19 protein-coding genes are annotated in these 24,348 nt (G+C 64.3%); 11 read left to right on the top strand and 8 right to left on the bottom strand.

Going from position 1 to position 24,348, the window contains the following annotated elements:
• Nucleotides 1-7 precede the first annotated feature (7 nt).
• Both ftsX and ftsE read right to left on the bottom strand, forming a co-directional pair.
• Complete coding sequence (gene ftsX, locus VGG51_14930; GenBank protein HEY1884321.1) at nt 8-889, bottom strand: permease-like cell division protein FtsX; 882 nt, start codon at nt 887-889, stop codon at nt 8-10.
• Complete coding sequence (ftsE, locus tag VGG51_14925) at nt 855-1,565, bottom strand: cell division ATP-binding protein FtsE (protein HEY1884320.1); 711 nt, start codon at nt 1,563-1,565, stop codon at nt 855-857. Before ftsE ends, ftsX begins: the two co-directional genes overlap by 35 nt.
• Nucleotides 1,566-1,610: 45 nt before the next feature.
• On the opposite strand from ftsE, the gene VGG51_14920 reads away from it, so the two are divergent.
• Together VGG51_14920 and VGG51_14915 are read left to right on the top strand one after the other, a co-directional pair.
• On the top strand, nt 1,611-2,759 hold the full coding sequence (locus tag VGG51_14920; GenBank protein HEY1884319.1) for an acyl-CoA dehydrogenase family protein: 1,149 nt from the start codon (nt 1,611-1,613) through the stop codon (nt 2,757-2,759).
• Nucleotides 2,760-2,801: 42 nt separating this feature from the next.
• A complete protein-coding gene (locus VGG51_14915) occupies nt 2,802-3,356 on the top strand; it encodes a peroxiredoxin (GenBank protein HEY1884318.1) in 555 nt (184 codons plus the stop codon).
• 189 nt (nt 3,357-3,545) lie between these two features.
• Here the strand turns inward: VGG51_14915 and VGG51_14910 are convergent, their stop codons facing one another.
• Nucleotides 3,546-4,769, bottom strand: a complete 1,224-nt coding sequence (locus VGG51_14910; protein HEY1884317.1) for a DNA recombination protein RmuC — start codon at nt 4,767-4,769, stop codon at nt 3,546-3,548.
• Nucleotides 4,766-5,629, bottom strand: coding sequence for a dienelactone hydrolase family protein (locus tag VGG51_14905; protein HEY1884316.1), 864 nt, complete (start codon nt 5,627-5,629; stop codon nt 4,766-4,768). Before VGG51_14905 ends, VGG51_14910 begins: the two co-directional genes overlap by 4 nt.
• An 84-nt stretch (nt 5,630-5,713) precedes the next feature.
• On the opposite strand from VGG51_14905, the gene VGG51_14900 reads away from it, so the two are divergent.
• The 3 genes from VGG51_14900 (at nt 5,714) to VGG51_14890 (ending at nt 11,242) form a co-directional block, all read left to right on the top strand.
• The gene (locus VGG51_14900) at nt 5,714-6,412 is read left to right on the top strand and encodes a hypothetical protein (protein HEY1884315.1); all 699 of its coding nucleotides are present in this window, start codon (nt 5,714-5,716) and stop codon (nt 6,410-6,412) included.
• A 4-nt stretch (nt 6,413-6,416) separates the two neighbouring features.
• Nucleotides 6,417-7,214: a c-type cytochrome gene (locus VGG51_14895; protein HEY1884314.1), complete on the top strand. Its 798-nt coding sequence runs from the start codon at nt 6,417-6,419 to the stop codon at nt 7,212-7,214.
• Nucleotides 7,215-7,300: 86 nt separating this feature from the next.
• Nucleotides 7,301-11,242 (top strand): multifunctional oxoglutarate decarboxylase/oxoglutarate dehydrogenase thiamine pyrophosphate-binding subunit/dihydrolipoyllysine-residue succinyltransferase subunit, encoded by a 3,942-nt coding sequence (locus VGG51_14890; protein HEY1884313.1) that lies wholly within the window; start codon nt 7,301-7,303, stop codon nt 11,240-11,242.
• A 67-nt stretch (nt 11,243-11,309) separates the two neighbouring features.
• Here VGG51_14890 and VGG51_14885 read toward each other — a convergent pair whose 3' ends face one another.
• Nucleotides 11,310-11,858 carry a TIGR00730 family Rossman fold protein gene (locus VGG51_14885; protein ID HEY1884312.1) on the bottom strand — a complete coding sequence of 183 codons (549 nt, stop codon included), beginning with the start codon at nt 11,856-11,858 and terminating at the stop codon, nt 11,310-11,312.
• 29 nt (nt 11,859-11,887) lie between these two features.
• Here VGG51_14885 and VGG51_14880 point away from each other — a divergent pair, with 29 nt between their 5' ends.
• Both VGG51_14880 and VGG51_14875 read left to right on the top strand, forming a co-directional pair.
• Complete coding sequence (locus tag VGG51_14880; GenBank protein ID HEY1884311.1) at nt 11,888-13,297, top strand: DUF2079 domain-containing protein; 1,410 nt, start codon at nt 11,888-11,890, stop codon at nt 13,295-13,297.
• Nucleotides 13,294-14,610, top strand: a complete 1,317-nt coding sequence (locus VGG51_14875) for a cytochrome P450 (GenBank protein ID HEY1884310.1) — start codon at nt 13,294-13,296, stop codon at nt 14,608-14,610. Before VGG51_14880 ends, VGG51_14875 begins: the two co-directional genes overlap by 4 nt.
• Here the strand turns inward: VGG51_14875 and VGG51_14870 are convergent.
• The 3 genes from VGG51_14870 to VGG51_14860 are packed head-to-tail and all read right to left on the bottom strand — an operon-like array spanning nt 14,590 to nt 17,096.
• On the bottom strand, nt 14,590-15,162 hold the full coding sequence (locus VGG51_14870) for a hypothetical protein (protein ID HEY1884309.1): 573 nt from the start codon (nt 15,160-15,162) through the stop codon (nt 14,590-14,592). The two genes, VGG51_14875 and VGG51_14870, sit on opposite strands and share 21 nt — an antisense overlap.
• A 15-nt stretch (nt 15,163-15,177) precedes the next feature.
• The gene (locus VGG51_14865) at nt 15,178-16,563 is read right to left on the bottom strand and encodes a KamA family radical SAM protein (protein ID HEY1884308.1); all 1,386 of its coding nucleotides are present in this window, start codon (nt 16,561-16,563) and stop codon (nt 15,178-15,180) included.
• Nucleotides 16,564-16,622: 59 nt separating this feature from the next.
• The gene (locus VGG51_14860) at nt 16,623-17,096 is read right to left on the bottom strand and encodes an Lrp/AsnC family transcriptional regulator (protein ID HEY1884307.1); all 474 of its coding nucleotides are present in this window, start codon (nt 17,094-17,096) and stop codon (nt 16,623-16,625) included.
• A 95-nt stretch (nt 17,097-17,191) separates the two neighbouring features.
• Here VGG51_14860 and VGG51_14855 point away from each other — a divergent pair, with 95 nt between their 5' ends.
• The 4 genes from VGG51_14855 to VGG51_14840 all read left to right on the top strand — a co-directional run bounded on the left by VGG51_14855 (nt 17,192) and on the right by VGG51_14840 (nt 24,341).
• On the top strand, nt 17,192-18,790 hold the full coding sequence (locus VGG51_14855) for a peptide ABC transporter substrate-binding protein (protein HEY1884306.1): 1,599 nt from the start codon (nt 17,192-17,194) through the stop codon (nt 18,788-18,790).
• A gap of 82 nt (nt 18,791-18,872) precedes the next feature.
• Nucleotides 18,873-22,094, top strand: a complete 3,222-nt coding sequence (locus VGG51_14850) for an efflux RND transporter permease subunit (GenBank protein ID HEY1884305.1) — start codon at nt 18,873-18,875, stop codon at nt 22,092-22,094.
• 24 nt (nt 22,095-22,118) lie between these two features.
• Complete coding sequence (locus VGG51_14845) at nt 22,119-23,501, top strand: serine hydrolase (protein ID HEY1884304.1); 1,383 nt, start codon at nt 22,119-22,121, stop codon at nt 23,499-23,501.
• Nucleotides 23,502-23,519: 18 nt separating this feature from the next.
• Nucleotides 23,520-24,341, top strand: coding sequence for a hypothetical protein (locus VGG51_14840; protein ID HEY1884303.1), 822 nt, complete (start codon nt 23,520-23,522; stop codon nt 24,339-24,341).
• The last annotated feature ends 7 nt before the right edge of the window (nt 24,342-24,348 follow it).

The raw sequence follows: 24,348 nt of genomic DNA, 5'->3' as shown, positions 1-24,348 counted from the left end.
CGAGCCGTTACGTCCGGAGGTGGCGTCCGACCGAGATCCACGAGGCCAAGATCCCGACGGCCGCACCGACGAGCAGCAGTTCGGCGGCGAGGATTCGGGGGTCGACGGGTGCGGCGCTCATCGCCACCCAGGGCAAAGCTTCGAGCAGACGCGGCCAGAGCGTCGCGCGTGCAATCGCCAGCAGGCCGATCGCAACGAGCGCGCCCAGCACGCCGTCGAGCATGCCTTCGCAGATGAACGGCAGCCGGATGTAGGTGTTCGTCGCGCCGACGAGCTGCATGATCGCGATCTCGCGGCGGCGGGCAAAGACCGTCAAGCGAATCGTATTCGAGATGATGATTCCCGCGACGGCGAGGAAGACGACGATGACGCCGATGCCGACTCGACGCAGCACCGCGCCGAGCTGCAGCAGCCGCTGCACGATCTTCTGACCGTAGACGACGTTGCCGACCCCGCGCAGGCGCCGTACGCTGGCGGCGACGGCGGCGACGTCTTCGGGCAGGCGCGCCTTTATCCGGAACTTATCCGGCAACGGATTTTCGGTGAGCAGCGCGGTGTCGATCGCCCCGCGCGTCTGCGTTCGCAGCTCGGCGAGGCCCTCGCGTTTGGGAATGTATTTGGCCGAGGCGACGCGCGGATCTTGGGCCAGGTAACGCCCGATCGCCGCGACCTGTGCGCTCGTGACGTCCGGGCTAAGGTACGCGGAAATCTCGATCTGATCGAGGAGGCGCGTTCCGACGTCGGCCAGCGCCGCACGTATGAAGAGAAAGAGTCCGAGTAAGACGATGGTGATGGCGACGGTGCCGATGGCGGTAATCTGCATGCCGGCGTTGCGCGAAAAGTTGCGCAACACCTCACCCAGAAAGAACTTGACCTTGCCCGAGTCCAAGATAGTAGTAGCCTCGCTCTTCGTCGGTTGTGATGCGGCCGTCTTCGAGACGCACGACGCGCCGGCGCATTCGGTCGACGACGGCCTGGTTGTGGGTTGCGACGACCACGGTCGTCCCCTTGAGGTTGATGCGCTGCAGGAGGGCGGTGATCTCCGTCGTGTTGGCGGGATCGAGATTTCCCGTCGGCTCGTCGCACAGGAGGATCTTCGGATTATTCACCAGCGCCCGGGCGATCGCCGTGCGCTGCTGTTCCCCGCCGGAAAGCTCGGTCGGATACATGCGGCTCTTGTGTGAGAGCCCGACGAGTTCGAGCGAGCGGGGCACCTGGCGCATTACGTCGCGCGTGTGCGCGCCCGTGACCTGCATCGCGAACGCGACATTTTCCCAGACGGTCTTGTCGGTCAGCAGCTTGAAGTCTTGAAATACGACGCCGAGATGGCGCCGCAAGGCTGGAACGCGGTTGCGGCGCAAACGGTCGACGCGGATACCGTCGACGACGATCGTACCCGTCGTGGCCTTCGCCTCCCGATAGAGCAGGCGCAAGAGGCTCGACTTGCCGGTTCCGGAATGCCCGACGAGAAAAACGAAGTCACCCTTGGCGATATCGAGGCTCACGTTATCCAGGGCGCGCACGCCGTTAGGATAGACGAGCGAAACGCCGTGCAGGGAGATCATCGCTAACGGAGGAGTTTTTTGCAGAGTGGGGGCTATACCTTCGGCATGGACTTCGATTTAACCGACGAGCAAAAGGCGATCCAGAGCCTCGCGCGTGAGTTCGCGCAGGAAGAGGTGAAGCCGCGGGCCGAGGAGATGGATCGCGAGGAGCGCTTTCCGTACGACCTCATTTCGAAGATGGCGGAGCTCGGATTCATGGGCCTGCCCTTCCCCGAGGAGTATGGCGGCGCCGGCGCCGATACGGTGAGCTACGCGCTCGCCGTCATGGAGATCGCGAGAGCCGACGCGTCGACCGCCATCACGATGGCGGCACACGTCTCGCTCGGCGCCACTCCGTTTTTGCTCTTCGGTACCGAAGCCCAGAAGCAAGAGTATCTCGTTCCGCTGGCTCGCGGAACGATGCTCTGGGGCTTCGGCCTGACGGAGCCCAACGCCGGGAGCGACGCCGGCAACGTGCAGACCAAGGCCGAGCTGCGCGACGGCACGTGGGTCGTCAACGGCACGAAGGCCTTCATCACCAACTCGGGCACCGAGATCAGCGGCGGCACGACGATCACCGCGGTGACCGGGCGGCGCTCCGACGGATCGCGCGAGATCTCCAACATCATCGTTCCTCAAGAGACGCCGGGCTTCACGCGGAGCCGCAAGTATCGCAAGATGGGGTGGCGCGCCTCCGATACCCGCGAACTCTCGTTCGCCGACGCCGAGGTGCCCGAAGAGAACCTGCTCGGCGCCCGCGGCGAGGGTTATCGGCAGTTCCTCTCGATCCTCGACGGGGGGCGGATCTCCGTGGCGGCGCTCTCGATTGGTCTGGCGATGGGTGCCTACGATGAGGCGCTGGCTTACGCGAAGGAGCGGCGAGCGTTCGGGCAGCCGATCAGCAAGTTTCAAGCGATCTCGTTCAAGCTGGTCGACATGCTGACCGAGATCGAGCATGCCAAGCTGATGATGCTGCGGGCGGCCTGGGAGAAGGATCGCGGCCGCGACTACGTGCAAGCGGCGAGCTTCGCCAAGCTCTTTGCGGGCGAGCTTTCGCACCGCGTAGTCAACGAAGCGCTGCAGATCCACGGCGGGTACGGCTTCATGGACGAGTACCCGATCTCGCGCATGTACCGGGACCAAAAGATTAATGAAATTGGTGAAGGCACCAACGAAGTGCAGCGCCTGGTCCTCGCGCGCCTGATGGGGTTATAGCGCCTTGCAGCGAAGCGTTAGGCGCAAGAAAGGACCCGCGTAATGAAGTTTCGGCATCTCATCGTCGCCGCAATGCTTGCGGCAACGACCGCGCAAGCCTCGGCCGCGCTTTCACTCGGTACCAAAGCCCCCGAGTTCACCCTGCCGGCGACGCTCGGCGGTAACGTCTTTACCTTTAACTTAGCCGACGCCCTGAAGAAGGGGCCGGTCGTGCTCTACTTCTATCCGGCTGCCTTCACAACCGGCTGCACGATGGAAGCGCACGATTTCGCCGATGCGATCGACCAGTATACGGCGTTGGGCGCAACCGTTATCGGCGTTTCGCACGATCCGCTCGACAAACTGCAGAAATTCTCGGTCAGCGATTGCCGCAGCAAGTTTGCGGTCGCCGCCGACACCAATCAAACGGTGATGAAGTCGTACGACTCGGTGCTGCCGCAGCATCCGCAGTACGCGAACCGCACCTCGTACGTCATCGCGCCCGATGGAACGATTATCTATGCCTACACGAGCCTCGATCCGTCGCTTCACGTCCAGAACACGTTGACGGCGCTGAAGGCATGGAAAGCCGATCACGCTTCAGGAACAACGCCTTAGAAATCTGTCACGCGAAACAGATTAGTCCGCCTAACTTTTTCGGCCACGCTGGTTACGCTCCGATGAAGACCGTCTGACCGAGGGCCGGAGCCGGATGCGGAAGGCCCGAGGCAGTCGATAGGAGGGCCACACGGATGTGGCCCGACGAATGTGTCTGAATCGGAGCGTAACCAGCGCGGCCGAAAAAGGCTACACCGCGTCGTCGTTGGCGAAAAGCTGGGTCGAGCGCGGCAGCCGCTTCGGCGTGGTGTGCGTGTCGAGCGAGGTGAGGTCGCGCGGCACTACGTCGATCGGGGGTATCGCATCGAGATCCTCGCCGATCAGCGAAGCTTCGTCCTTGAGCTTTCGGCCTTGCGGGAGCAGCTTGCTTTCGTATGAGCCGGCGGCGCCGTTGAAGGCATTCACCGAGCGCTCCAGGTGCTTGCGCACCTCGATGAGGTGCTCCGAGAACTTGACCGTGCGCTCATAGAGCACGCGGCCGATCGCTGCGATTCGCTTCGCGTTCTCTTCCTGGCGGAGCGCCTGCCAGCCCATCGCGAAGGTGCGAAGGAGGCTGATGAGACTCAAAGGGCCGGCCACGAGAACGCCCTTGTCGAGCGCGTACTCGATGAGCGACGGGTCCTCGCTGCACGCCGAGCTCAGGAAGACCTCGCCCGCAACGAACATCACGACGTAGTCGGCCGAACCCGTCGCCGTTTGGTAGCCGCGGCGAGCGAGCGAATCGATGTGCTCGCGCAGCGCGCGGGCGTGCTGTTTCACCAGGGCGCGCCGGGTGTCGTCGTCGGCCGCTTCCAGCGCGGCCTGCATCGCATCGGTCGGCGCCTTTGCGTCGACGAAGACTCGGCGCTCGCCCGGGAGATTGATCGTCATGTCGGGGCGCACGCGGGCCTCCTCCAAGACGACCGTCTGCTGCTCGGTAAAATCGCAGTGCGAGAGCATTCCCGCCTTCTCGACGACGTTGCGCAACTGCATCTCGCCCCACTTGCCGCGCGAAGTGGGGTTTCGCAGCGCGGTGACGAGCGTCGACGTCTGCGTGCTCAGGTGAGACGTCGCGCTCTGAAGCTTGTCGGTTCGCCCGAGCAGCTGGTCGATCTGCTCGCGAAGGCTTCCTTCGTCGCGCCGCCGCGTCGCCTCGATCTCGTTGATCAGCCGGTCGAACTCAATGAGTTTCGCGGCGACGGGGGAGACCAGCTCGCCGACGCGTTCGCTCGCGCGCAACGCGGTCGCCTCGCGCAGTTCGTTTTTCGTCCGTTCGAGCAGAGCTTCGATCGCTTTTTCGCCGCTGCGGCTCGACTCGTCGAGGGTCGCGCGCAGCGCAGCGCTCTCGGCGCGCGCGGCAAACCACGCGATCGCGCCCCCGATCGCCGCGCCGAACAGAAAGACCGAAAGGGCGCCGGCGACGACCTCGATCACGTGCTCGGCTCTCCGAGGTGCTTTGCGAGAAACGCGAGCGTGCGCGTCCAGGCGTCGGCCGCCGCCGAAGCGACGTACGAGCTGCGCTGATCGTCCATGAAGGCGTGCCCGGCGTTATCGTAGATCTTGATGTCGTTGGGCACGTGCAGCGCCGCTGCGAAGGCGCGGACGCTATCGGCGGGAATGCCGGTATCCCGAGCGCCGTAGCTTCCGCAGACCGGCGTCTGCTCTTTGGCAGGATCGACGTCGGCGAGCGGCCCGTAAAACGAGCAGACGGCGCCGAACGTCCCCGCATCGTCGATCGAGGCGAGCAGCGCGATTCGCCCGCCCATGCAGAAGCCCAATAGCGCCATCTTCGTCGCAGGAAATTGTTCCGCGCACCAGTGCGCCGCCGCCGCGATGTCGCCATCGTACTGCGCGCGGTCCAGCCGTTTGGCGTACGGACGAAAGATGGTGTAGTCGGTCGATCCGTCGCCGCTGGGAGCGCCGAACCGTGCGTAGAGATCGGGGGCGATGGCTGCGAATCCGGCTTTGGCAAGCCGGCGGACGATATCGCGGATCGACGTGTCGACGCCCCAGACGTGCATGATGACGACGGCGGTCGGCGTCTGCTTCGTGCTGTGAACCGGACGCGCCGCGTAGGCGCCGATGACGGTGTCATCGCGTTTGAGCGTGACGTGGTCGACGGAGATCGCCGGATCGTTCTCGGCAACCAGCGGCGGGTGCGTCTGGCCGCCCGCGGTAGCGGAGAGCGCGATCGCCGGTGCGCCGAGCGTCGCTGCCGTGGAAATGCCGACGAAGACGCGGCGGTTCAACCGGAGGGAGGCAGCCTGCGTCGGGTCGATTTCCGGCGTGCTCATCGTACGATCTACCTTTGACCGCGCGCGCAAACGTCCTCGGAGAAGGTCCGCGGGAGCTCGCACCGGCTCTGCGAACCTCATGGAATGAAGCGAAGCGTCTTTTTGACAGGCTCGGCGACGATCGCCGCGGCCACGAATGCGGCAGCCGCCAGGATTCCAGGCGGCGAACACTTCGTCGTGCGTCGCGCCGATTTCGACGAAACGTCGTTCGCCGCTACTCTCGGCCGCCCCGCGGCGGTTCGGCAGGTTTATGAAGCGGTCGCATTCCAGCCCGCCGTGCTCGGCAGCATCAAGAATTCGCTCAACGGACTGCAATTCGGCTTTGGATATCCCGCGGGTTCGCTTGCGATTGCGCTGGCGGGTCACGGTGCGTCGTCTGCTTACTCGTTCAGCGATTACCTCTGGAAGAAGTATCGGATCGGCGAGTTCTTCAAGCTCAAAGACGCCGACGCGCTGCCCATAACCTCGAACGTATTCCTCAAGAGTTCGGCGCCGTTCGATCCGGCGCTCGATCCGGACGACGAAAAAGGGATGTATCAAGACGCTTCTTTGGAGATGCTGCAGCGGCGAGGCACCGTCATACTGACCTGCCACACCGCGGTCGAGGGCATCGCCCGGTCACTCGTTCGCCGCGGGTATTCGGGCGCGACGACGAACGCGCAAGCGGTCGCCGACGATATCCTCACTCATTTGATTGCGGGTGCGGTGGTCGTGCCTTCAATGGTCGCGACGCTCGCCGTTCTCCAATCGACCTATCGTTACGCCTATACCTTGGGAGGTTAGCGCGATGAATGCGCGTGCGCGCCGGGCGACGTTCGCGCTCACGGCGCTGCTCGCCGTAACCGGCTGCTCGAGCGAACTGCACGGCGCGAGCGCCTACAACGCGCGGGCGCTGCCGAGCGGTCCGGTCGGCCAGTCGATCGCCTACGGACGCGCGATCGTCATGGATACGCAGACGACGATGAAAGGCTACGTCCGCGCCAAGATGTCGTGCGCCGCCTGCCATCTCGCGGGGGGTACGCAGCCGAAGGGCGGGAGCTTCGTGGGCATCTATGGAGCCTTTCCGCAATGGAATCGCCGCGCGCACCGCGTGATCGCGCTGCAGGACCGGATTGCGGAGTGCTTCCTCTACAGTATGAACGGGCGCCCGCCCGCGTACGACAGCACCGCGATGATCGCCGTGGTCGCCTATGTGGCGTGGCTCTCACGCGGGACGCCGGCCGGCCGGGCACAAGCGGCGGACCAGCGCTATATCGAACCATTGCCGAGCGGGTCGCCGGATCCGCAGCGCGGCGCCAAACTCTACGCGCAAAAGTGTGCCGCCTGCCACGCTTCCGACGGCGGCGGCCAATCGAACGTCTTTCCGCCGCTCTGGGGAAAGGACTCATTCAACAGCGGGGCCGGCATGGCGCATATCGATCGGATGACCGGATTCGTCCGGTACAATATGCCGCAGAACGCTCCCGGCTCGCTTTCGCTCGCGCAGGCGTACGATATCGCCGCCTTCGTGTTGAGCCACCCCCGGCCGCAGTTTGCCAAGAACGCCCTGGTGGTCACGCCCTCCTTTCCCGCGCACTACTTTTAGCCGTTCGAGCCTCGCTCGCCGTCCGGCAGGGCAAGCGCGCGGAGTCGTAGGCCTCCGGCCCGCGAAAAGATAAGATGAAACCTGTCTTGGAAGATACTCTCGTTACTGTAACCCTTCCCGAGATGGGCGAGTCCGTCACCGAAGGCTCGATCGTCGAATGGCTCCGCAACGTCGGCGATTTCGTCGCCGAAGGCGATCCGCTTGTCGAGGTGACGACCGACAAGGTGGACGTCGAAGTGCCCGCGACCGTCTCCGGAGTCGTAACGAAGATCTCCGCGCGCGAAGGCGAGACCGTCTCGATCGGAGCCGACCTGGCGCAGATCGATACCTCGAAGAGTAACGGAGCAGCCGCGCGCCCGGCCGGCGGCGGGAACGGTGCAGCGCATCGGGCGACCCCCGTAAAACCGGCGCCCGTCAAACCGGCGCCGCTGCCTTCGGGACAGCCGGTGCGCGCCGGTGAGCAAATCGCCGATCAGCCGGCACGCCGAATGGCCAAGCGCCTGGACGTCGACCTGAGCGCCGTGCGCGGATCGGGGCCCAATGGTATGGTTCTGCGCTCCGATGTCATCGAGCAGGCGGATCGGGTACGTGGACAGGCGCGAGCTCCGCAGACGTCGCTGCCGCCGCTCGCCCCCGACGCGAAGCTCGTTCCGCTGCGCGGGCCGGCAGCGGCGCTCACCGGATACATGGAGCAGAGCCTCACGATCCCCACGGCGACCAGCTTCCGAACTATCGCCGTGGACGCGCTTGACGCGCGCCGCAAAGAGCTCAACGGAGGGCTCAAAGCGGCGGGGCGCAGCGAGAAGGTTTCGTTCACGCATCTGATCGCGTACGCATTGGTCACGGCCGCGCGCGAACAGCCCGTCATCACGTATTCGTTTCGACGCGACCCCAGCGGCGGCGCGGCGCGGCTGGAGCCGGGCGTGCATCTCGGGCTGGCGGTCGACAGCGAGCGGAAAGACGGCTCGCGCTTTCTCGTCGTGCCCGTCATTCGCAACGCGGATAGGTTGGATTTCGCCGCGTTTCGCGCGCGCTACGAGGAGCTCGTCGGAAAGGCGCGCGAGAACAAGCTTGCCGCCGACGATCTCGCCGGCGCGTCCTTCACGCTGACCAATCCCGGTGGGATCGGAACGATTGCATCGGTGCCGCGGTTGATGGCCGGGCAGGGTGCGATCATCGCTGCCGGCGCGATCGGCTATCCGCCGGGCTTTGCCAATGCGAACGAACAGTCGTTACGCCTGCTCGGCGTGTCGCGGGTCATGCAGATGACCAGCACCTACGATCATCGCGTGATCCAAGGCGCGCAATCCGGCGAATATCTGCGCCGCGTCGACGAACTGCTGCAGGGCCGCGCCGGGTTCTACGACACGGTCTTTGCCTCGCTGGGATTGCAGGCGGCGCCGGGCGCGCAGGTCGTCGTTACGCCCGGCGTACCGGCGAGTACGCCGCCCTCCGACGAGATGCTGCGCGCGGTCGCCGCCGGCATGGCAATCGTCTCGGCCTACCGCAGGTACGGACATCTCGCGGCTCACCTCGATCCGCTGGGCGCCGAGCCGGTTGGGGATGCCTCGCTGCAGCCCCAGACCTATGGATTGACGCCCGCGCTGCAGAGCGCAATTCCGGCGAGTGTCCTGCGCGTCAAAGTACCGGGCAACACGCTGGCCGACGTTCTTCCGCGCCTGCGTGAGACGTACAGCTCGACGATCGCCTACGAAATCGAGCACATCTCGGACGCGACGCAGCGTACGTGGCTGCGCGATTACATCGAGTCGGGGCGGAACCGAGCCGACCCGAAGCCGGAACGGCAGATCGAACTGCTCGAACGGCTTACCCAAGTCGAAGCCTTCGACCGCTACGTGCGCAAGACGTTCCTCGGCCAGAAGACGTTCTCAGGCGAAGGCCTGGACGTGATGGTCCCGATGCTCCAAGAGATGCTGGACATGCTCGCGGAGGACGGCGTCGCCGACGCAGTTCTCGGCATGGCCCACCGCGGCAGGCTTAACGTCATCGCGCACGTCGTCAACATGCCCTACGAAGAAGTGATGATGGAGTTCGAGGCCGCGCAGTACCGCGGTAATCTCGGCGACGACGACGTGATGGGCGACGTCAAGTACCATCATGGCGCGACCGGAACGTTTACGACCTCGAAGGGCAAGAGCATCAACGTCACGCTGGCGCACAATCCGAGCCACCTCGAGGCCGTCGATCCGGTCGTCGAGGGGAGCGCTCGGGCGCTGCAGACCGATCACTCCGAAGGCGTCCCAACCTTCGACCGAAAGCGCGCCGTTCCAATCCTGATCCACGGCGACGCGGCGTTCACCGGTCAAGGGATCGTCGCGGAGGTTTTTAATCTGCAGTCGCTCCCGGGGTACGAGACCGGCGGGACGATCCATCTGATCGCCAACAATCAGATCGGCTTTACGACCGATGCGGCCGACGCTCGTTCGACCCGGTACGCGTCGGATCTCGCGAAAGGCTTCGACGTTCCGATCGTCCACGTCAACGCCGACGATCTCGACGCGTGCATCGCCGCGGTTCGACTGGCGGTCGACTTCCGTCGCGCCTTCGGACGCGACGCGCTCATCGACTTGATTGGCTACCGCCGCTTCGGGCACAACGAACAAGACGAACCGGCGTACACCCAGCCGAAGATGGCCGAACAGATCAAGAGCCATCCGACGGTTCGCGAGCTCTTCGCCAATAAGCTCGTCAACATGGGCGTGATCGGCGCCGAACGCGTCGGAGTGCTCGTCGACGAGGCGACCGCGCGGCTGCAGGAGGCCCGCCGCGGAGTTCGCGGTGCGCTGGCCTCGCATATCAGCGGCCGCAAGATGTCGGGAAGCAATACCTTCGACGGAACCGCGCTGCCGCGGGTCGACCGCCCGGAGCTTCTCTCGTGGGTCGATGCACTAAGCACCGTTCCCCCCGGCTTCACGCTCAACCGGAAGCTGCAGGGACAGTTCGAACGGCGCATGGGCGTGATCGCGGAGCGGGGCGTCGTCGACTGGGGCACCGCGGAGTCGCTTGCCTTCGCATCGCTGCTGCTGGCGAGGACTCCGGTACGGCTGACCGGTCAGGACACCGAGCGGGGTACGTTCAGCCACCGCCATGCGGTCTTTCACGATCCCGCGACGCACGCGGTCTGGATTCCGCTGCAGCACCTTGCAAAAGAGCAAGCCTCGTTCGAGATACGTAACAGCCCGCTCTCCGAGTACGCGTGCATGGGCTTCGAATACGGTTACTCGACGCAACAGCCCGAAGCGCTCGTATTGTGGGAAGTGCAGTACGGAGACTTCTTCAACGGCGCCGAGATCATCGTCGACCAGTTCATCGCGGCCGGCCAGGCGAAGTGGGGCCAGACGTCGCGCCTGACGCTGCTGCTGCCGCACGGCTACGAGGGCGGAGGCCCCGAGCACTCGAGTGCGCGGCTCGAACGCTTCCTGCAGCTGGTTGCAGAGGGGAATTTGCGCGTCGCGTCACCCTCGGTCGCGAGCAACTATTACCACCTCTTGCGCATGCAGGCGCGCTCCCCGATCGCGGTGCCGCTCGTCGTGATGACGCCGAAATCGTTGCTGCGCGCCGACGTTGCGGCGGGCAGGCTCGACGATATGGTGAAGGGCGGTTTCGCGCCGGTGCTCGACGATCCGCGCGAGCTCGATCGCGCGCAGATCGAACGCTTGATCCTGTGCAGCGGGAAGATTTACTACGATCTCGTGACGCAGCCCGCGTACAAGGAACTGCGCCACACGGCGATCGCGCGGATCGAGCTGCTGGCGCCGCTCCCGGTCGGCGAGATCAATCGCGTCATCTCCCGCTATCCCAAGCTCACGAAGCTCGTCTGGGTGCAGGAAGAGCCCAAGAATATGGGCGCCCGCGCGTTCGTACGGCGCCGGCTGCTGGAGGGCAAGCGCGACGGCTTCGACATCGAGTACATCGGGCGCGGCTACCGTGCGAGTCCGAGCGAAGGCTACGCCGGCCAACACGCCGCCGAGCAAGAACGAATCGTCGCGACGGCGCTCGCGGAGTAGAGGCGCGCCATGAATGCGCCTCTCGTCAAGAACCTCGGCATGACGCTGCCGAAGTCTTCTTAAGCTCTCAGGCTTCCGGTCTTCCGAACATCAAATGCAGCAGCTCTTCGATGCGGCGAGCATCGACGAAGAGCCGTCGGGTCTGCTCCGTAATGAAGCCTCGTCCCACCATCGAGTCGAAGAGCGCGAGCAGCGGGTCGTAATAACCCCGGTAGTTCAGCAGCCCGATCGGCTTGTCGTGGATCGCGAGCTGGCGCCAGGTCACCACTTCGCAGAACTCATCCATCGTGCCGAACCCGCCCGGCAGCGCAATGAACGCGTCGCTGAGATCCGCCATCATCGCCTTGCGCTCGTGCATCGTCGTAACGATGTGCAGTTGCGCGAGGCCGGGGTGCGCGATCTCCGTTTCGGCCAGGGCCTGCGGAATGATTCCAATTACTTCGGCGCCGCAGGCAAGCGCCGTATCGGCGACGATGCCCATCAACCCAACGCTGCCACCGCCGTAGACGATGCCGTAACCGGCGCCCGCGATGCTGCGCGCGACCGCCGCCGCCATCGCCGCGAACGCCGGATCGTCCCCAGTCCGCGATCCGCAAAAAATGCAAAGACGCTTCACCGTTTTGCGCGGTTGGGCGAGGGGCTCTGATGCGCCTGCTCGCCCGCGTTTGGTTTTGGGCGGCTCTGGAACTCTTCGTGCTCGTCGTGCTCGCCTGCATCCGCACGAAGCTCTGGACGTACGGCTCCGACACGGGTACCTTCGCGCAGGTCGTTGCCGGCGCTCTGCACGGAATGCGCGACGGCGTCGAAGACGGATCGCACTTCCGTTATCATTGGTCGCCGTCGCTGGTGCTACTGTGGCCGCTGGTCGCGTTAACCGGCAGCGCGCTTCCGTTACAGATCGTGCAGGCAGCGGCGACCGTCGCCTGCGCGCCGCTGGTGGCGGCGCTGGCGCGTCCCTACGCAGGCGTCGCATTGGCGCAGCGTCTGGGCATTCTGACGCTGCTCTATCCCCCGCTCCTGGCGCTCGGGTTCGACGAGTTTCACGAGCTCGGGCTCTTCAGCGCGCTCGTACTCGGAATGTTCGTTGCGGCCGATCGTGGGCGGTGGCTGTGGTTTGCGCTGTGCGGACTCGTCGCGCTCGGTCTGCGCGAGGACGCCGCGCTCACGTGCGTTTTCTTCGGTGGTGCGCTCGCGTGGATCGCCGCGCGGCCGGCTCCGGCCGGCGGCGCGCTGCTCGACGGTTCTCCGCGTGCCGGGACCCTGCTTGCCGGCACGCTGCTGGCTGCGGGAAGTTCGGCGGCGCTGCTCGTCTACTATCTCGCGATCGTTCCGCGCGTGGGCGGTTGGCGGCCGAGTCACTTCTACGTCTATCCCTTCGCCGACGGGCCACTGGCGTTGGCCGTCGCTCCGTTCGTGCATCCAATCGCTTTTGCGCGCGCAATCTTCACGTTTGGGCGCCTTACCTACGTTCTCGAAGCGTTTGTGCCGCTGCTGTTCCTGCCGCTGCGTTCGCGGTGGGCGCTGCTGGCGTTGCCCGGCGGTACGGTCGTTTTGCTTGCGAACTCCGGGTATGTCTGGCGCATGGGAGATCACTATGCGGCATTGTGGATCCCTTGGCTGCTCGTCGCGACCGTGATGGGAATCGTAACGGTGGCCCGAAAGGCAAACTCGCGCGCCGCGAACAACTGGACGGGCGCTGCCGCCGTCATCTGTGTAATCTTCTTGATCGCCTTCGACCCGCTTCATCCGCTGCACTACTTGCATCCGTACTACCACGACCTCGCCGACGCGCGGCGGACGCTGAACTGCGTCCCCGAGAATGCATCGCAGTCGACCTACGACGAATGGTTTTCCGCGGTGGCCGCCCGGCGGCCGCTCGCAACGATCGACAAGACCAGCGGCGTTGAGTACTTGGTCTACGCCGACGACTTTCCCAGCAATGCCTCCCGGTTGACGATCCGTCCGGCGATCGCGCGGGAGGTCGCGCAGGGCGAGTATCGCGTCCTCTGCCGCTTTGGCGAAGTCGTGGCGTATCGGCGAAAGGACTCGAAATGATGCAGCCTCTTCCCGGCCCCAGCCGCTGGTCGACGCTGCGCGCACTCTTTCCGGTGCCGTTTCGCCGCTTTCCCGAATTTCTCGCGACGGTAACGCAACGTTACGGCAACGTCGTCGCCTTCTCGCTCCCGTGGCGATCGTACGTCTTCGTCAACGAACCGGCACTGATCAAGGATATTCTCGTGACGCAGCAGCACGCGTTCTCGAAGTCGCTCGGCACGCGCGTCCTGCGCTTGCTGCTCGGCGAGGGGCTGCTGACGAGCGAAGATCCTCTCCACCGGCAGATGCGGCGGATCGTGCAGCCGGCCTTTCATCGCGAGCGCATGCTGGAGTACGCGCGGATCATGCAGCGGGACGCAGTGGAGTTCGTCGATCGAATCGATCCGCAGCAGCCGTTCGACGCCCGCGCCGCGATGACCGAGCTCACGCTGCGCATTACGACCGAGACGCTTTTTGGCAGCGACGAGAGCGAGTCCGCGAGGGTCGTCGCCGAAGCGCTGCACCTCATGATGCGGAAGTTCCCGTACATGCTGACTCCGCTGAGCGGGCTGCGACGGCGCTTGCCGTTGCCGGGCACGCGTCGCTTTTGGCGCGCTCGCGCCACGCTCGACGAAATCATCTACGGCCTGATCGCCCGCCGCCGGCGGGACGGCGATCGCGGCGACGCGCTTTCGATGCTTCTGGCGGCACCCGACGCACAGACCGGCCACCGGCCGACCGACGAACAGATCCGCGACGAAATCATGACGCTCTTTATCGCCGGCCATGAAACGACCGCAAATGCCATGACCTGGGCGCTCGTGCTGCTCGCCCGCAATGCGGAGGTCGATGCGCGCGCGGCGGCTGCGGCAAGCAACGGCGACCGCGAGTACCTCGATCGTCTCGTAAAGGAAGTCTTGCGTCTCTACCCGCCGGCCTGGATCATCGGTCGCGAAACGCTGCGCGACGTAACGCTGGCCGACGGAACTCGCATCGCACGGGGAATGACGGTTTTCATGGCGCCGCTGATTTTGCACCGGCGCCCCGAGTACTTCGAGGATCCGGAGCGGCTTGAACCGGACCGCTGGGCGGGTGAGGAGCCGGCGCCGTTCTCCTACGTGCCGTTCGGCGGCGGGGCTCGCCGCTGCATCGGTGAAGAGTTTGCGCGCGGTGAGATGCGAATCGTCCTCGAGCCGCTGTTGCGAAAATTCCGCTTCACGTTCGCCGGCAGCTCCGAGGTCCCGATGGCCGCCTCGGTTACCCTGCGGCCGGCCGGCCCCGTAATGATGCGCGCGCTGTTGCGCGAGCGCTCGTCAGCCGCGCTGGGCGCATGAGCCGACGCTCTGCGGCTCGGAGTTGTCGGTCTGCATATACTTTAGCGTCCAGCAGCTTCCGGTGAGGGAGCAGTAACACAACGAGAGGCCGACGTGTTTGATCGCCGGCGCGTAGTACCGAACCAGCACTGCCCCGTCCAAACGAACGATCATGTGCTTGGTATTCGCGGGGATCACCATTCCGGCCGTCGGCGTGCTGGTGCTGAAGGCTAGCTTCGTTCCGGACACAAGCGCGGCACGCGCCGCGCGCATCCCGCGCGGATCGGCAGCGACGGCGGCCGAGATCAGTGCCTCGATCGTCGGTTCGCTGACGCCGTTCCAGGTTATCGCGACGTTGCGTACGATCGCGGGTCCGAGCCCGTCGTTGCGGATGTCGAGTTCGATTGACGACGGAGAGTTCGTGCGATCGAAGCTCACGTACGGCCAAACCGTCGCGCTGAACTGCCGGGCGATGACGCGCGTCTGATAAACGGCGGCGCCGGCCGCGACCAAACTGACGGTCAGCGCGCTGACCGCGATTGCGAAGTCCAGCCGAAGACGTGATTCGTTCATGAGCGCACCGCGCTCTTACGCGACGACGAGCTGTTCGTCCCCCGCGCCCGCCTTACGAACCGCTTCTTGGATCATTTGCCCGGCCAGTTCGTCGTGCGCCCATCGCGCCTGGGCCTGCGAGCCGAGGCGATCGATCGGATCGAAGTAGACGAAGGCTTTGCCCGGCTTGACGCTGGGTGCGGCGTAGACGGCGATGCCGTTCTCCCGGTCGTAGTACTCGTACGAATGGACGTCGCGCTTTCCGCCGCCGCCCGGCGCATCGCAAACGAACGTCGGAGTGTTGAATCCGGCAGTGCTTCCGCGGACGAACTTTTCGGTGTCGACGGCCGTCGCGATCGTCGTGCGGAGCTCTTCGACCCCCTTGACCATGTCGTGCATGTAGACGTAATACGGGTGAACGTTGATGTGACCGAGGCGCTTGACGAGCAGCTGCATTCGTTCGCGCGTGTCGTTGACCCCGCGAATCAGTACGGACTGGTTGCGCGTGAAGATCCCGCGCTCGAAGAGCAGGCGCATCGCCTTCTCCGTGATCCACGTGATCTCTTCGGGTGCGTTGAAGTGGGTGTGCAGCACGACCTCCTTGCCGAGCGTTCTGCCGCGTTCGACGATCGAGGTGAGCGCGTCGAGCCATTCGGTGTGCGTGATCAGCTTCATCGGCATGATTGCCGGGCCTTTGGAGGCGAAGCGAAGCCGGCGAAGATGAGGAATGTCGAGCAGCGCGTTGCCGATCAGCTCGATATTCTTGGGTGCGAGCTGGTACGCGTCGCCGCCCGAGATGACGATGTCTTCGAGCTCCGGCCGGCTCGCGATATACGCAAAGGCTTCGTGCCACTGTTTGGGCGTCGTCGCCAGGGTAACTTTGTCGATGTTTTCGGTATCCGGCCCGATGGCGTAGCTGCGCGTGCAGAAGCGGCAGTAGACGGGGCAGACCGCAAGCGGCAGAAAAAGCGCCTTATCGACGTACCGGTGCACGAGGCCCGGGAGGGGCGAATCCTCCTGTTCGTGGAGCGAGTCGAGCGTCAGCCGCGGATGATCCGGCAGTGCGGTGGAGGCCAGCGGTATGAACTGCCGGCGAATCGGATCTTCGACGGGGTTGTCCCAGTCGATCAGCGAGATGGCATACGGCGAGACGCGCACCGCCATCGGTGCGTGGCGGAAGCCGGCCTCGGCGTCGGCGTAAAACTCGGGCGAGCACACGTCGCGGATCGTCTCAAGAAGCTCCTCGGCGGTTTTAACGGATCGCCGCTGCTGCCAGAGGTGATCGAGGAACGTTGCTTCGTCGACCTCGGCGTACGCGGGGATGTGGCGCCAGAACTCGCCTTGGCGCAGCCGCTTGTATTCGAACTGCTCGGGCGGCGCCGGCGGCTTGACGTGGGGGGTGAGGGAAAGCGTTTGCGTCATTGAGCGTTCCTTGCGTAGGTTTCGTTGAAGTTGCCGATGATCATCGAAGTTGCCGATGATCATCGCGTGACGACCGTAACGCCGCCGCGATCGAAAGGCATTCCCAGAACGATCGTCGTGCGGGTGCGGGCCATTCCGGGGGTCGCTTTCAGGCGGGCTAAGAGTTCGTCGAGATGCTGCGTCGAACGCGTCGCCACTTTGCAGATGAAGCTCTCTTCTCCGGCGACCGAGTGCACTTCGCAGACCTCCGGCATCTCGCTCAAGATGCGTGTAAAATCTTCGTAAGCGCAATCGGGCGACGTGTAGCAGCTGATAAACGCGGTGAGGTTGAGGCCGAGCGCGGCCGGATCGAGTTTTGCCCCGTAGCCGCGAATGTAGCCGCGCTGCTCGAGCCGCTTTACGCGATCGTGCACGGCAGGAGGCCGCAGCCCGACGATCGTCCCGAGTTCGGCGAAGGTCGATCGCGCGTTGCGCTGCAACGCGTCGAGGAGGCGAAGGTCGAGCTCGTCGAGCGAATCAGTGGTAGAAATCATATTCGATAGGAGTTGCTAGTTTGCCGAACAATCGTCGGCCCAAGAAGCATAACACCAGGAATCCATTCGCCGCAACCCCCATGTGGACCCTGGCTTTGTTAGCAACCTTGCTGGCCGGCCCGAGCGGTTGCTATCGGCAAGGCGGCCGGGCACCTGCCGGGGAGGTCCGCTTCGATCTGGCGGCCGACCCGCGCAATCTCAACCCGCTCTTTACGAGCCCGGACGCAGCTTCGGTCGAGCAGCAGGTCGCGCGCCTAGCCTTCGAGCCCTTCGTCGACCTCGACCCGCGGGGGCGCCCGGTCCCCGCGCTGCTCGAGCGCATCCCCACGCGGCGCAACGGCGGGCTTTCCGCCGACGGCCGCACGATTCGCTACGAGCTTCGGCGCGGCGTGCGCTGGAGCGACGGAGTGCCGGTCAGCGCAAAAGACGTCCTCTTCACGCTGCACGCCATAGCGGATCCCCGAAATCCGGTGCGCTCGCACGAAGGCTACGACCTCATCGACCGCGCCTATGCGATCGGGCCTCTGCGGGTCGTGTTCCATTTGAGACGCGCGTGGGCGCCCGCGGCGACTTCCTATTTTTCGTACGGCTTTTCGCCCCAGTTCGTCCTCCCCGAGCACGTCTTGCGTTCGCAGTCACCGCTGTCGCGCGCGGCCTTCAATGCCGATCCCAGCGTCGGAGACGGGCCGTTCACCTTCGTTTCCTGGCGACGCGGCGAAGGGATGCGATACGCGGCAAATCCTCGCTATTGGCGAGGAAAGCCGGCCGTTGCCCAACTCGTCGTTCGCAGCGTCCCGGATCCCTCGACGAACCTGCTGCTCCTGCAATCGGGCGAGCTCGACTGGAACCTGCTGGCGCCGGCGCAGCTCTCGATCGTGCGCGGCGACGCGTCGCTCGATTTCACGACCGTGTCGACGGCCGTCGTTGCCGGCCTGGCGCTCAACACGGCGCACGCACCGCTGGACGACGTCCGAATGCGCCGCGCGCTTGCGATGTCGATCGATCGTGAAGCCATTTCGCGAAAGATCACCCTCGGGCTCTATCCCGTCGCCAACATGCTGCAGCCGCGTTTCTCGTGGGCCTTCGACGCCTCGGTGCGGGAGCCGGCGTACGACCCGGCGCGAGCCGACCATCTCTTCGACGAGGCCGGCTGGCCGCGCTCGGCCGACGGGTGGCGCCGGCGCGGCGGAAAGATCCTGCGCCTCGTCTACGTGCAGTTCGTCGAAACGACGACCGGAGTCCGGGTGGCGACCGCGGTCGCCGCGGCGCTGCGCGAACGCGGCGTCGACGTAATCGTCAAGTCGGTCAGCAACGCGCAGCTTTTCTTACCACAGACGGGCGTGCTGGCCTCGGGCAACTTCGACCTGGCGTACGTGCCGTGGACCATGGGAGCCGATCCGGATGACTCGTGGGTCCTGCGCTGCGGGGCGCCGTCGAACTACATGCGCTGGTGCAGCGCGCGGGTCGATCGTTTGGAGCGAGAGGCCCTGTCCACGACCGCTCGTGCAGAGCGCAAGCGAGCCTATCGGCAAATCGCCGGCATCGTCGCCGATCAGGTCCCGATTCTCTACCTCTTCAACGCCGCGTACGTCTATGCGTATCGCAAGCGCCTGCAGGGCTTTGCACCGAACGCGTTTCTTCCGACGTGGAACGCGTACGGCTGGCGCGTAGCGGATAAGCCGGCCAAACCATAAGGCGGCGGCGTGCCAGGGATTCGATGAGGCGGCGTCCGAACGCTCGTTTCGGAGTGGAAGCCGCCGCGGGCGTAGCGCCGTCGTGATCGAGTTCTTCCTACGGCGCCCGCATTTTGCTGGGGTGCTCAGTTTCGTCGTGCTGCTGGCGGGCCTGGTGACGATCCCGACGCTGCCGATCGCGCAGTACCCGCAGATCTCGCCGCCGACCGTTACGGTCACGTCGCAATACCCCGGCGCGAGCGCGGCGATGGTGATGCGTTCGGTGACGACGCCGCTGGAGATCAACATCAACGGCGCGGACGGGCTCCAGTACATGCAATCCTATTCGAGCGCCAACGGCACGAGCGTCATCACCTGTACCTTCGCCCTCGGAACGAATCCCACGATCGACCAGACCAACGTCCAGCACGGCGTCGACCTAACGCTGGCCCAACTCCCGCCGGCCGTCCAAAACTACGGCGTCTCCGTCACGAAGAGTTCGGGCAACATCACGATCGCGGTCGCGATGCTCTCGACGAGCTCGGCCGTCACCGACGTCGCGGTAAGCAACTACGCCGACCTCAACGTAATCGAAGAACTCAAGCGAATTCCCGGCGTCGGTCAGGTCGAAGTGCTGGGGGACCGGACCTACGGGATGCGCGTTTGGGTCGACCCTCACAAGCTGCAGTCCAACGGAATCTCGCTCGACACCGTACTGAATGCAATCCAAAACAACAACGCCGACGTTGCGCCGGGCGCGATCGGCCAGCCGCCGACGAGCGGTTCGCAGCCGTTTCAGATACCGATTCAGATCAACGGGCGCTTGCAGTCGGCGCAGGAGTTCAAGCAGATCGTCATCGCCGCTCAACCAAACGGCGGGTATCTGCGCTTGGGCGACGTCGCCGACGTTCAACTGGGCGCGCAGAACTACGTCACCTCGGCGCGCTATAGCGGGCAAACCGCCGTCGTTTTGGCGATTCAAGGCGAGCCGACCGCTAACTCGCTGCAGATCTCTACGAACGTTCGCGCGACGATGGCGCGGCTGGCAGAGCGGTTTCCCGGCGGGATCGGCTACAGCATCGCCTTCGATACCTCCGATTTCGTACGGGCCTCGATCAAAGAAGTCGTCATCACGCTGCTGATTGCGATCGTCCTGGTCGTCCTCGTCATCTTCTTGTTCCTGCAAAACTGGCGCAGTACGCTGATTCCTGCGATCACGATCCCGGTCTCGTTGATCGGAACGTTTGCGGCGATGAAGCTGCTCGGTTTTTCCATCAACACTCTAACGCTCTTTGGTTTGACGCTGGCGACCGGCCTGGTCGTCGACGACGCGATCGTCGTGCTGGAGAACATCGTACGCCACATCGTCGACGACAAGGCGAGCCCCTTTGACGCGACGGTCCGGGCGATGAAAGAAATCTCGGGCGCAGTTTTGGCGACCTCGCTGGTCCTGATGTCGGTCTTCATTCCGGTAGCGCTGCTTCCCGGCACTACCGGTTTGCTCTACCAGCAGTTTGCGCTGACGATGGCCGCCTCTATCGCCATCTCGCTCTTTACGGCGCTGACCCTCGCTCCCGTTCTTGCCTACGAGATCGTGCACGGCAGCGAGACGACGAAGAATCACTTCATGCTGTGGTTCGAAGGCAGGCTGCGCGCGCTTACCCAGTGGTACGAGGGGCTCGTCCCGCGGCTGATTGCGCGCCGTAAGCTCGTGGTCGGCGTCTTCGTGCTTGGGCTCGTTCTGCTCGGCGTGATGTTCGAGATAACGCCCCAGGGCTTCATTCCGGCCGAAGACCAGAGCCTGCTCTACGTGCTGGTGACGCTGCCGGTTGCGGCCTCGATGGATCAGACGACGGCCGCGGTGAAACGGCTCGAGAAGATGATGCTCGCGATGCCGCAGGTCGAAGCGGTGACCAGCGGTATCGGCTTCGGCTTTGCCAACAACAGCTCGAACCAGGCGACGATGTTCGTCCAGCTCAAGCCGCTCTCCCAACGCGGGGGCGTCGCAAACTCCGCGCTCGCGCTGCAGTATCAGTTCTACACCCAGTTCGCGAAGGTTGCCGGCGTCACCGCGCTGCCCGCCAATCCCCCCGCGATTCCGGGATTGGGAACGACCGGCGGATTCGCGATCGAGATCCAGGATATCGACAACCTCGGGTTGCCGGCGCTGAACAAGGTCGGCAGCGCGATTTTGGCCGACGCCAAGAAGGACCCCGCGCTCTCGCAGGTTCGTATCCCGACGATCCTGACCGGACAGTATCTGGCAACGAAGTTCGATCGTTCGAAAGCGCTTGCATTCGGCGTCACGCCGCAGGCGTTCTTCGATACGATCGGAGCGACGACCGGCGTGTCGCTGGTAAACTTCTTCGACTACGGAACGCGTTCGTACCAAGTGCTCGTCCAGGCGAAGGCCGGCCAGCGCACGTCGCCGAGCGATCTCTCCCGTATCTACGTCGCCAATACTTCGGGCAACATGATGCCGGTCAGCGAGTTCCTGCACACCGGTTACATTACGGACAATGTCGCGATCATGCGGTTCAACGAGTACAACTCGTTTGAAATCGACGGGTCGCCTGGATCGCGTGCCAGCTCCGGCGACGCGCTCAACGCCATCGCGAAAATCGTCACTGCGCACCTACCGAAAGGAATGGCGTTCGACTGGAGCGGTATCGCGCGCCAGCAAGTGCAGAGCGGCCCGCAGACGATCATCGTCTTTTGTATGGGGCTCCTCTTCGTCTTTCTCGTCCTCGTCGCTCAGTACGAGAGCTTGACGACGCCGTTGGTCATCATGCTCGCCGTGCCGCTCGCCCTGCTGGGAGGCATCTCCGCGATCTACCTTCGGCGCCTCGTCGAGCTGGCGAGCGAGATCATCCATTCGGTGATCGCCGGCCACCCCGTACCGATTCCAATTACATCGTCGGACATCTACGCGCAAATCGGTTATGTCATGCTCATCGGGTTGGCCGCCAAAAACGCGATTCTGATCGTCGAGTTTGCCAATCAGCTCCGCGAGAAGGGCGCGAGCCACATCCAGGCGGTGACGCAGGCGGCGGCCACGCGTCTTCGCCCGATCCTCATGACGTCGATCGCCTTCATTCTCGGCATCTTGCCGCTGGCGTTTGCGACCGGCGATGGCGCGCAATCCCGAATCTCGCTCGGCACGGCGGTACTGGGCGGTATGCTCGTTTCGCTCGTCATGAACCTCGGCGTAGTGCCGGTGCTCTACGTGATCGTCATCGAACTCACCGACCGAAAGCGCAAGCCGAAACCGATTGCACCAGAAGATTTGCCGCCCCCGCCAATGCCCACCCCTTCGTTAGGGTAGGCCGGCGCGTCAAGACCAGCGCCTATGAAAAAGCGGATCTCCGTTCTTCTGGCCGCGGCTTTTGCGATCTCGCTCGCACCGTGCGCGGCCGGCCCCCTTACTCCCGCTTCGCCTCAAGAAATTCAACGCTCGCTCGACGCATTTGTGGCGACCGCGCCCGGTGCAGTGGTTATCGTCGGCCTTGTGGACCACGGAGTGACGCACGTCTACACGGCCGGAACGCCGCCCGCCGGCGCCCCGCCGCTCGATGCGTCCACGGAGTTCCAGATCGGTTCGATAACCAAGACGTTTACGGCGACGCTGTTGGCCGAGATGGTGCGCAGCGGCAAGGTTCGTCTCGACGATCCGATCGGCATGTATCTCCCAGCCGGCGCCCATGCGCCCGCATTTAAAGGTCAGCAGATCACGCTGCTCAATCTCGCCGAGCAGAACTCGGGATTGCCCGAGATGCCCACGAACTTCGCTCCTTCGAATCCGAGCGATCCCTATGCCGACTATGGAACCGCGCAGCTTTATGATTTCCTGCGCAGTTACGCGCTCACCCGAGCACCGGGAGCTACGTTTGAGTACTCGAACGTCGGCGTCGGTTTGCTTGGAACGCTGCTCTCGAACGCCGCGCATACGAAATACGCGTCGCTCCTGGGTTCGGGCGTACTCAAACCGCTCGGGGTGAACGAGACGAGCGCCGCCATCACCCCGCAGATTCGCGCGCGGCTCATGCCTGGGTTCACGCAAGGTCTAACGCCGTCGCCCGCCTGGACGCTTACCGGGCTCGCCGGCGCGGGCGCGATCAACTCATCGGTGCACGATATGCTCCTGTACCTAAAGGCAAACATGAATGCGCCCTCGGGACGCCTGGGTCCGGCAATGGCTTTCGCGCAAATGCCCCGCAGCGACACGACCCTGGCGCCGTTCATGAAGATCGGTTTGAACGGGTTCACCAACGTCAACTCGCATATCACGTGGCATAACGGCCAAACCGGCGGTTATCACTCGTTCCTCGGGTTCGACCGCGCCGGCGGGACGGGAATCGTCGTCCTTGCAAACGTCGCCCAGTTTCGCGTCGACGACCTTGCCATACACCTGCTCGCGCCTGAAGCGAATCCTACTTCGCCCGTTATTGCGACGCCGCCGCCGGCCGTGCTGCCGCACGGCAGCTCACCCTACGTTGGCGTTTACCAACTCTCGCCCACATTCGCAATCACGATCTTCGAAGACAACGGCAAACTCTACGGCCAAGCGACGAAGCAGCCGCAATTTGAGCTAACGCTGCAATCGGGTACGAGCTATAAGGTCGCGGGAGTCGACGCAAGCATTACGTTCGTTCTCGATCGCGCGGGCCGCGTGACCTCGCTGGTGCTGCATCAGAACGGCCTAAACGTACTCGGAACCCTCGTCAAGCCGTAGCCCGGTCCGGAGGAAAAGGTGCTTTCTTTTCTCACTCTTTCGGTACTGCTGGCTGACGCTCAGCCTGCGCCGACGACCGCAACCGCTTACTACGTCTACGCGCTACACGCGACCCGGGAGGCGCGGCAGCCGTCGGCCGCGCAGTATCGTACGAAGATATTCGCCAGCGGAATGAAGTTCGACGTCCGGCCGTATCATGGGGAAGCGAGGCTTGCCATCGGATACGGCGCCGGGATGAGGTCCTCGGAAGAGTTCGATTCGCAGTACTCGGCATCGACCGGAGATGTCACAACGCTGATTGGAGCGACGCCAAGTACGGTGCGTATCCCGCTATTCAACCCGACGTGGAACGGCATAGCGGCCTGGATGAAGTACGGATTCGACGGTCCATCCGCCGGCAGCGATAGCTCTTCCGGTAAACCAGCGGCGACGCCGTCGCCGGTACCAACGGCCTCGCCGAACGCACTTCAAACGATCGCAACCGTAACGGCGATCGATCCCGGAGGGTACGAGATCACCGACGGCGGATCCGCCGCGTGCTCGGACGGTGCACCGGGCCACAAACTACTCCTGAAGCCGCTGCGCGATCCAGGTCGTCATCCGCTCACATCGGTGATCGTCGATACGCGAACCATGCGTTTTTGTACGATGGATTTTCGTCTGGGCGCGGACTCAGCGCTCAGCTTTACGGGCGCGTTCGAACTACATCTCGGCGATGTTGCCGGAAACTGGCTCGTGAAGGACGGCCTAGCAGATTTTCGTATCCGCGTGCTCGGGATCAGCTCGTCCCACACGCACGTCGTCTTTTCAAACGACAGCTTTACTTTCTCGGGGTCATGATCCCGAC

The organism is Candidatus Cybelea sp. (assembly GCA_036489315.1).
GTDB lineage: Bacteria > Vulcanimicrobiota > Vulcanimicrobiia > Vulcanimicrobiales > Vulcanimicrobiaceae > Cybelea.
Note: the sequence above shows the minus strand (reverse complement) of the source record. Positions and strands in the feature narration are given on the sequence as shown.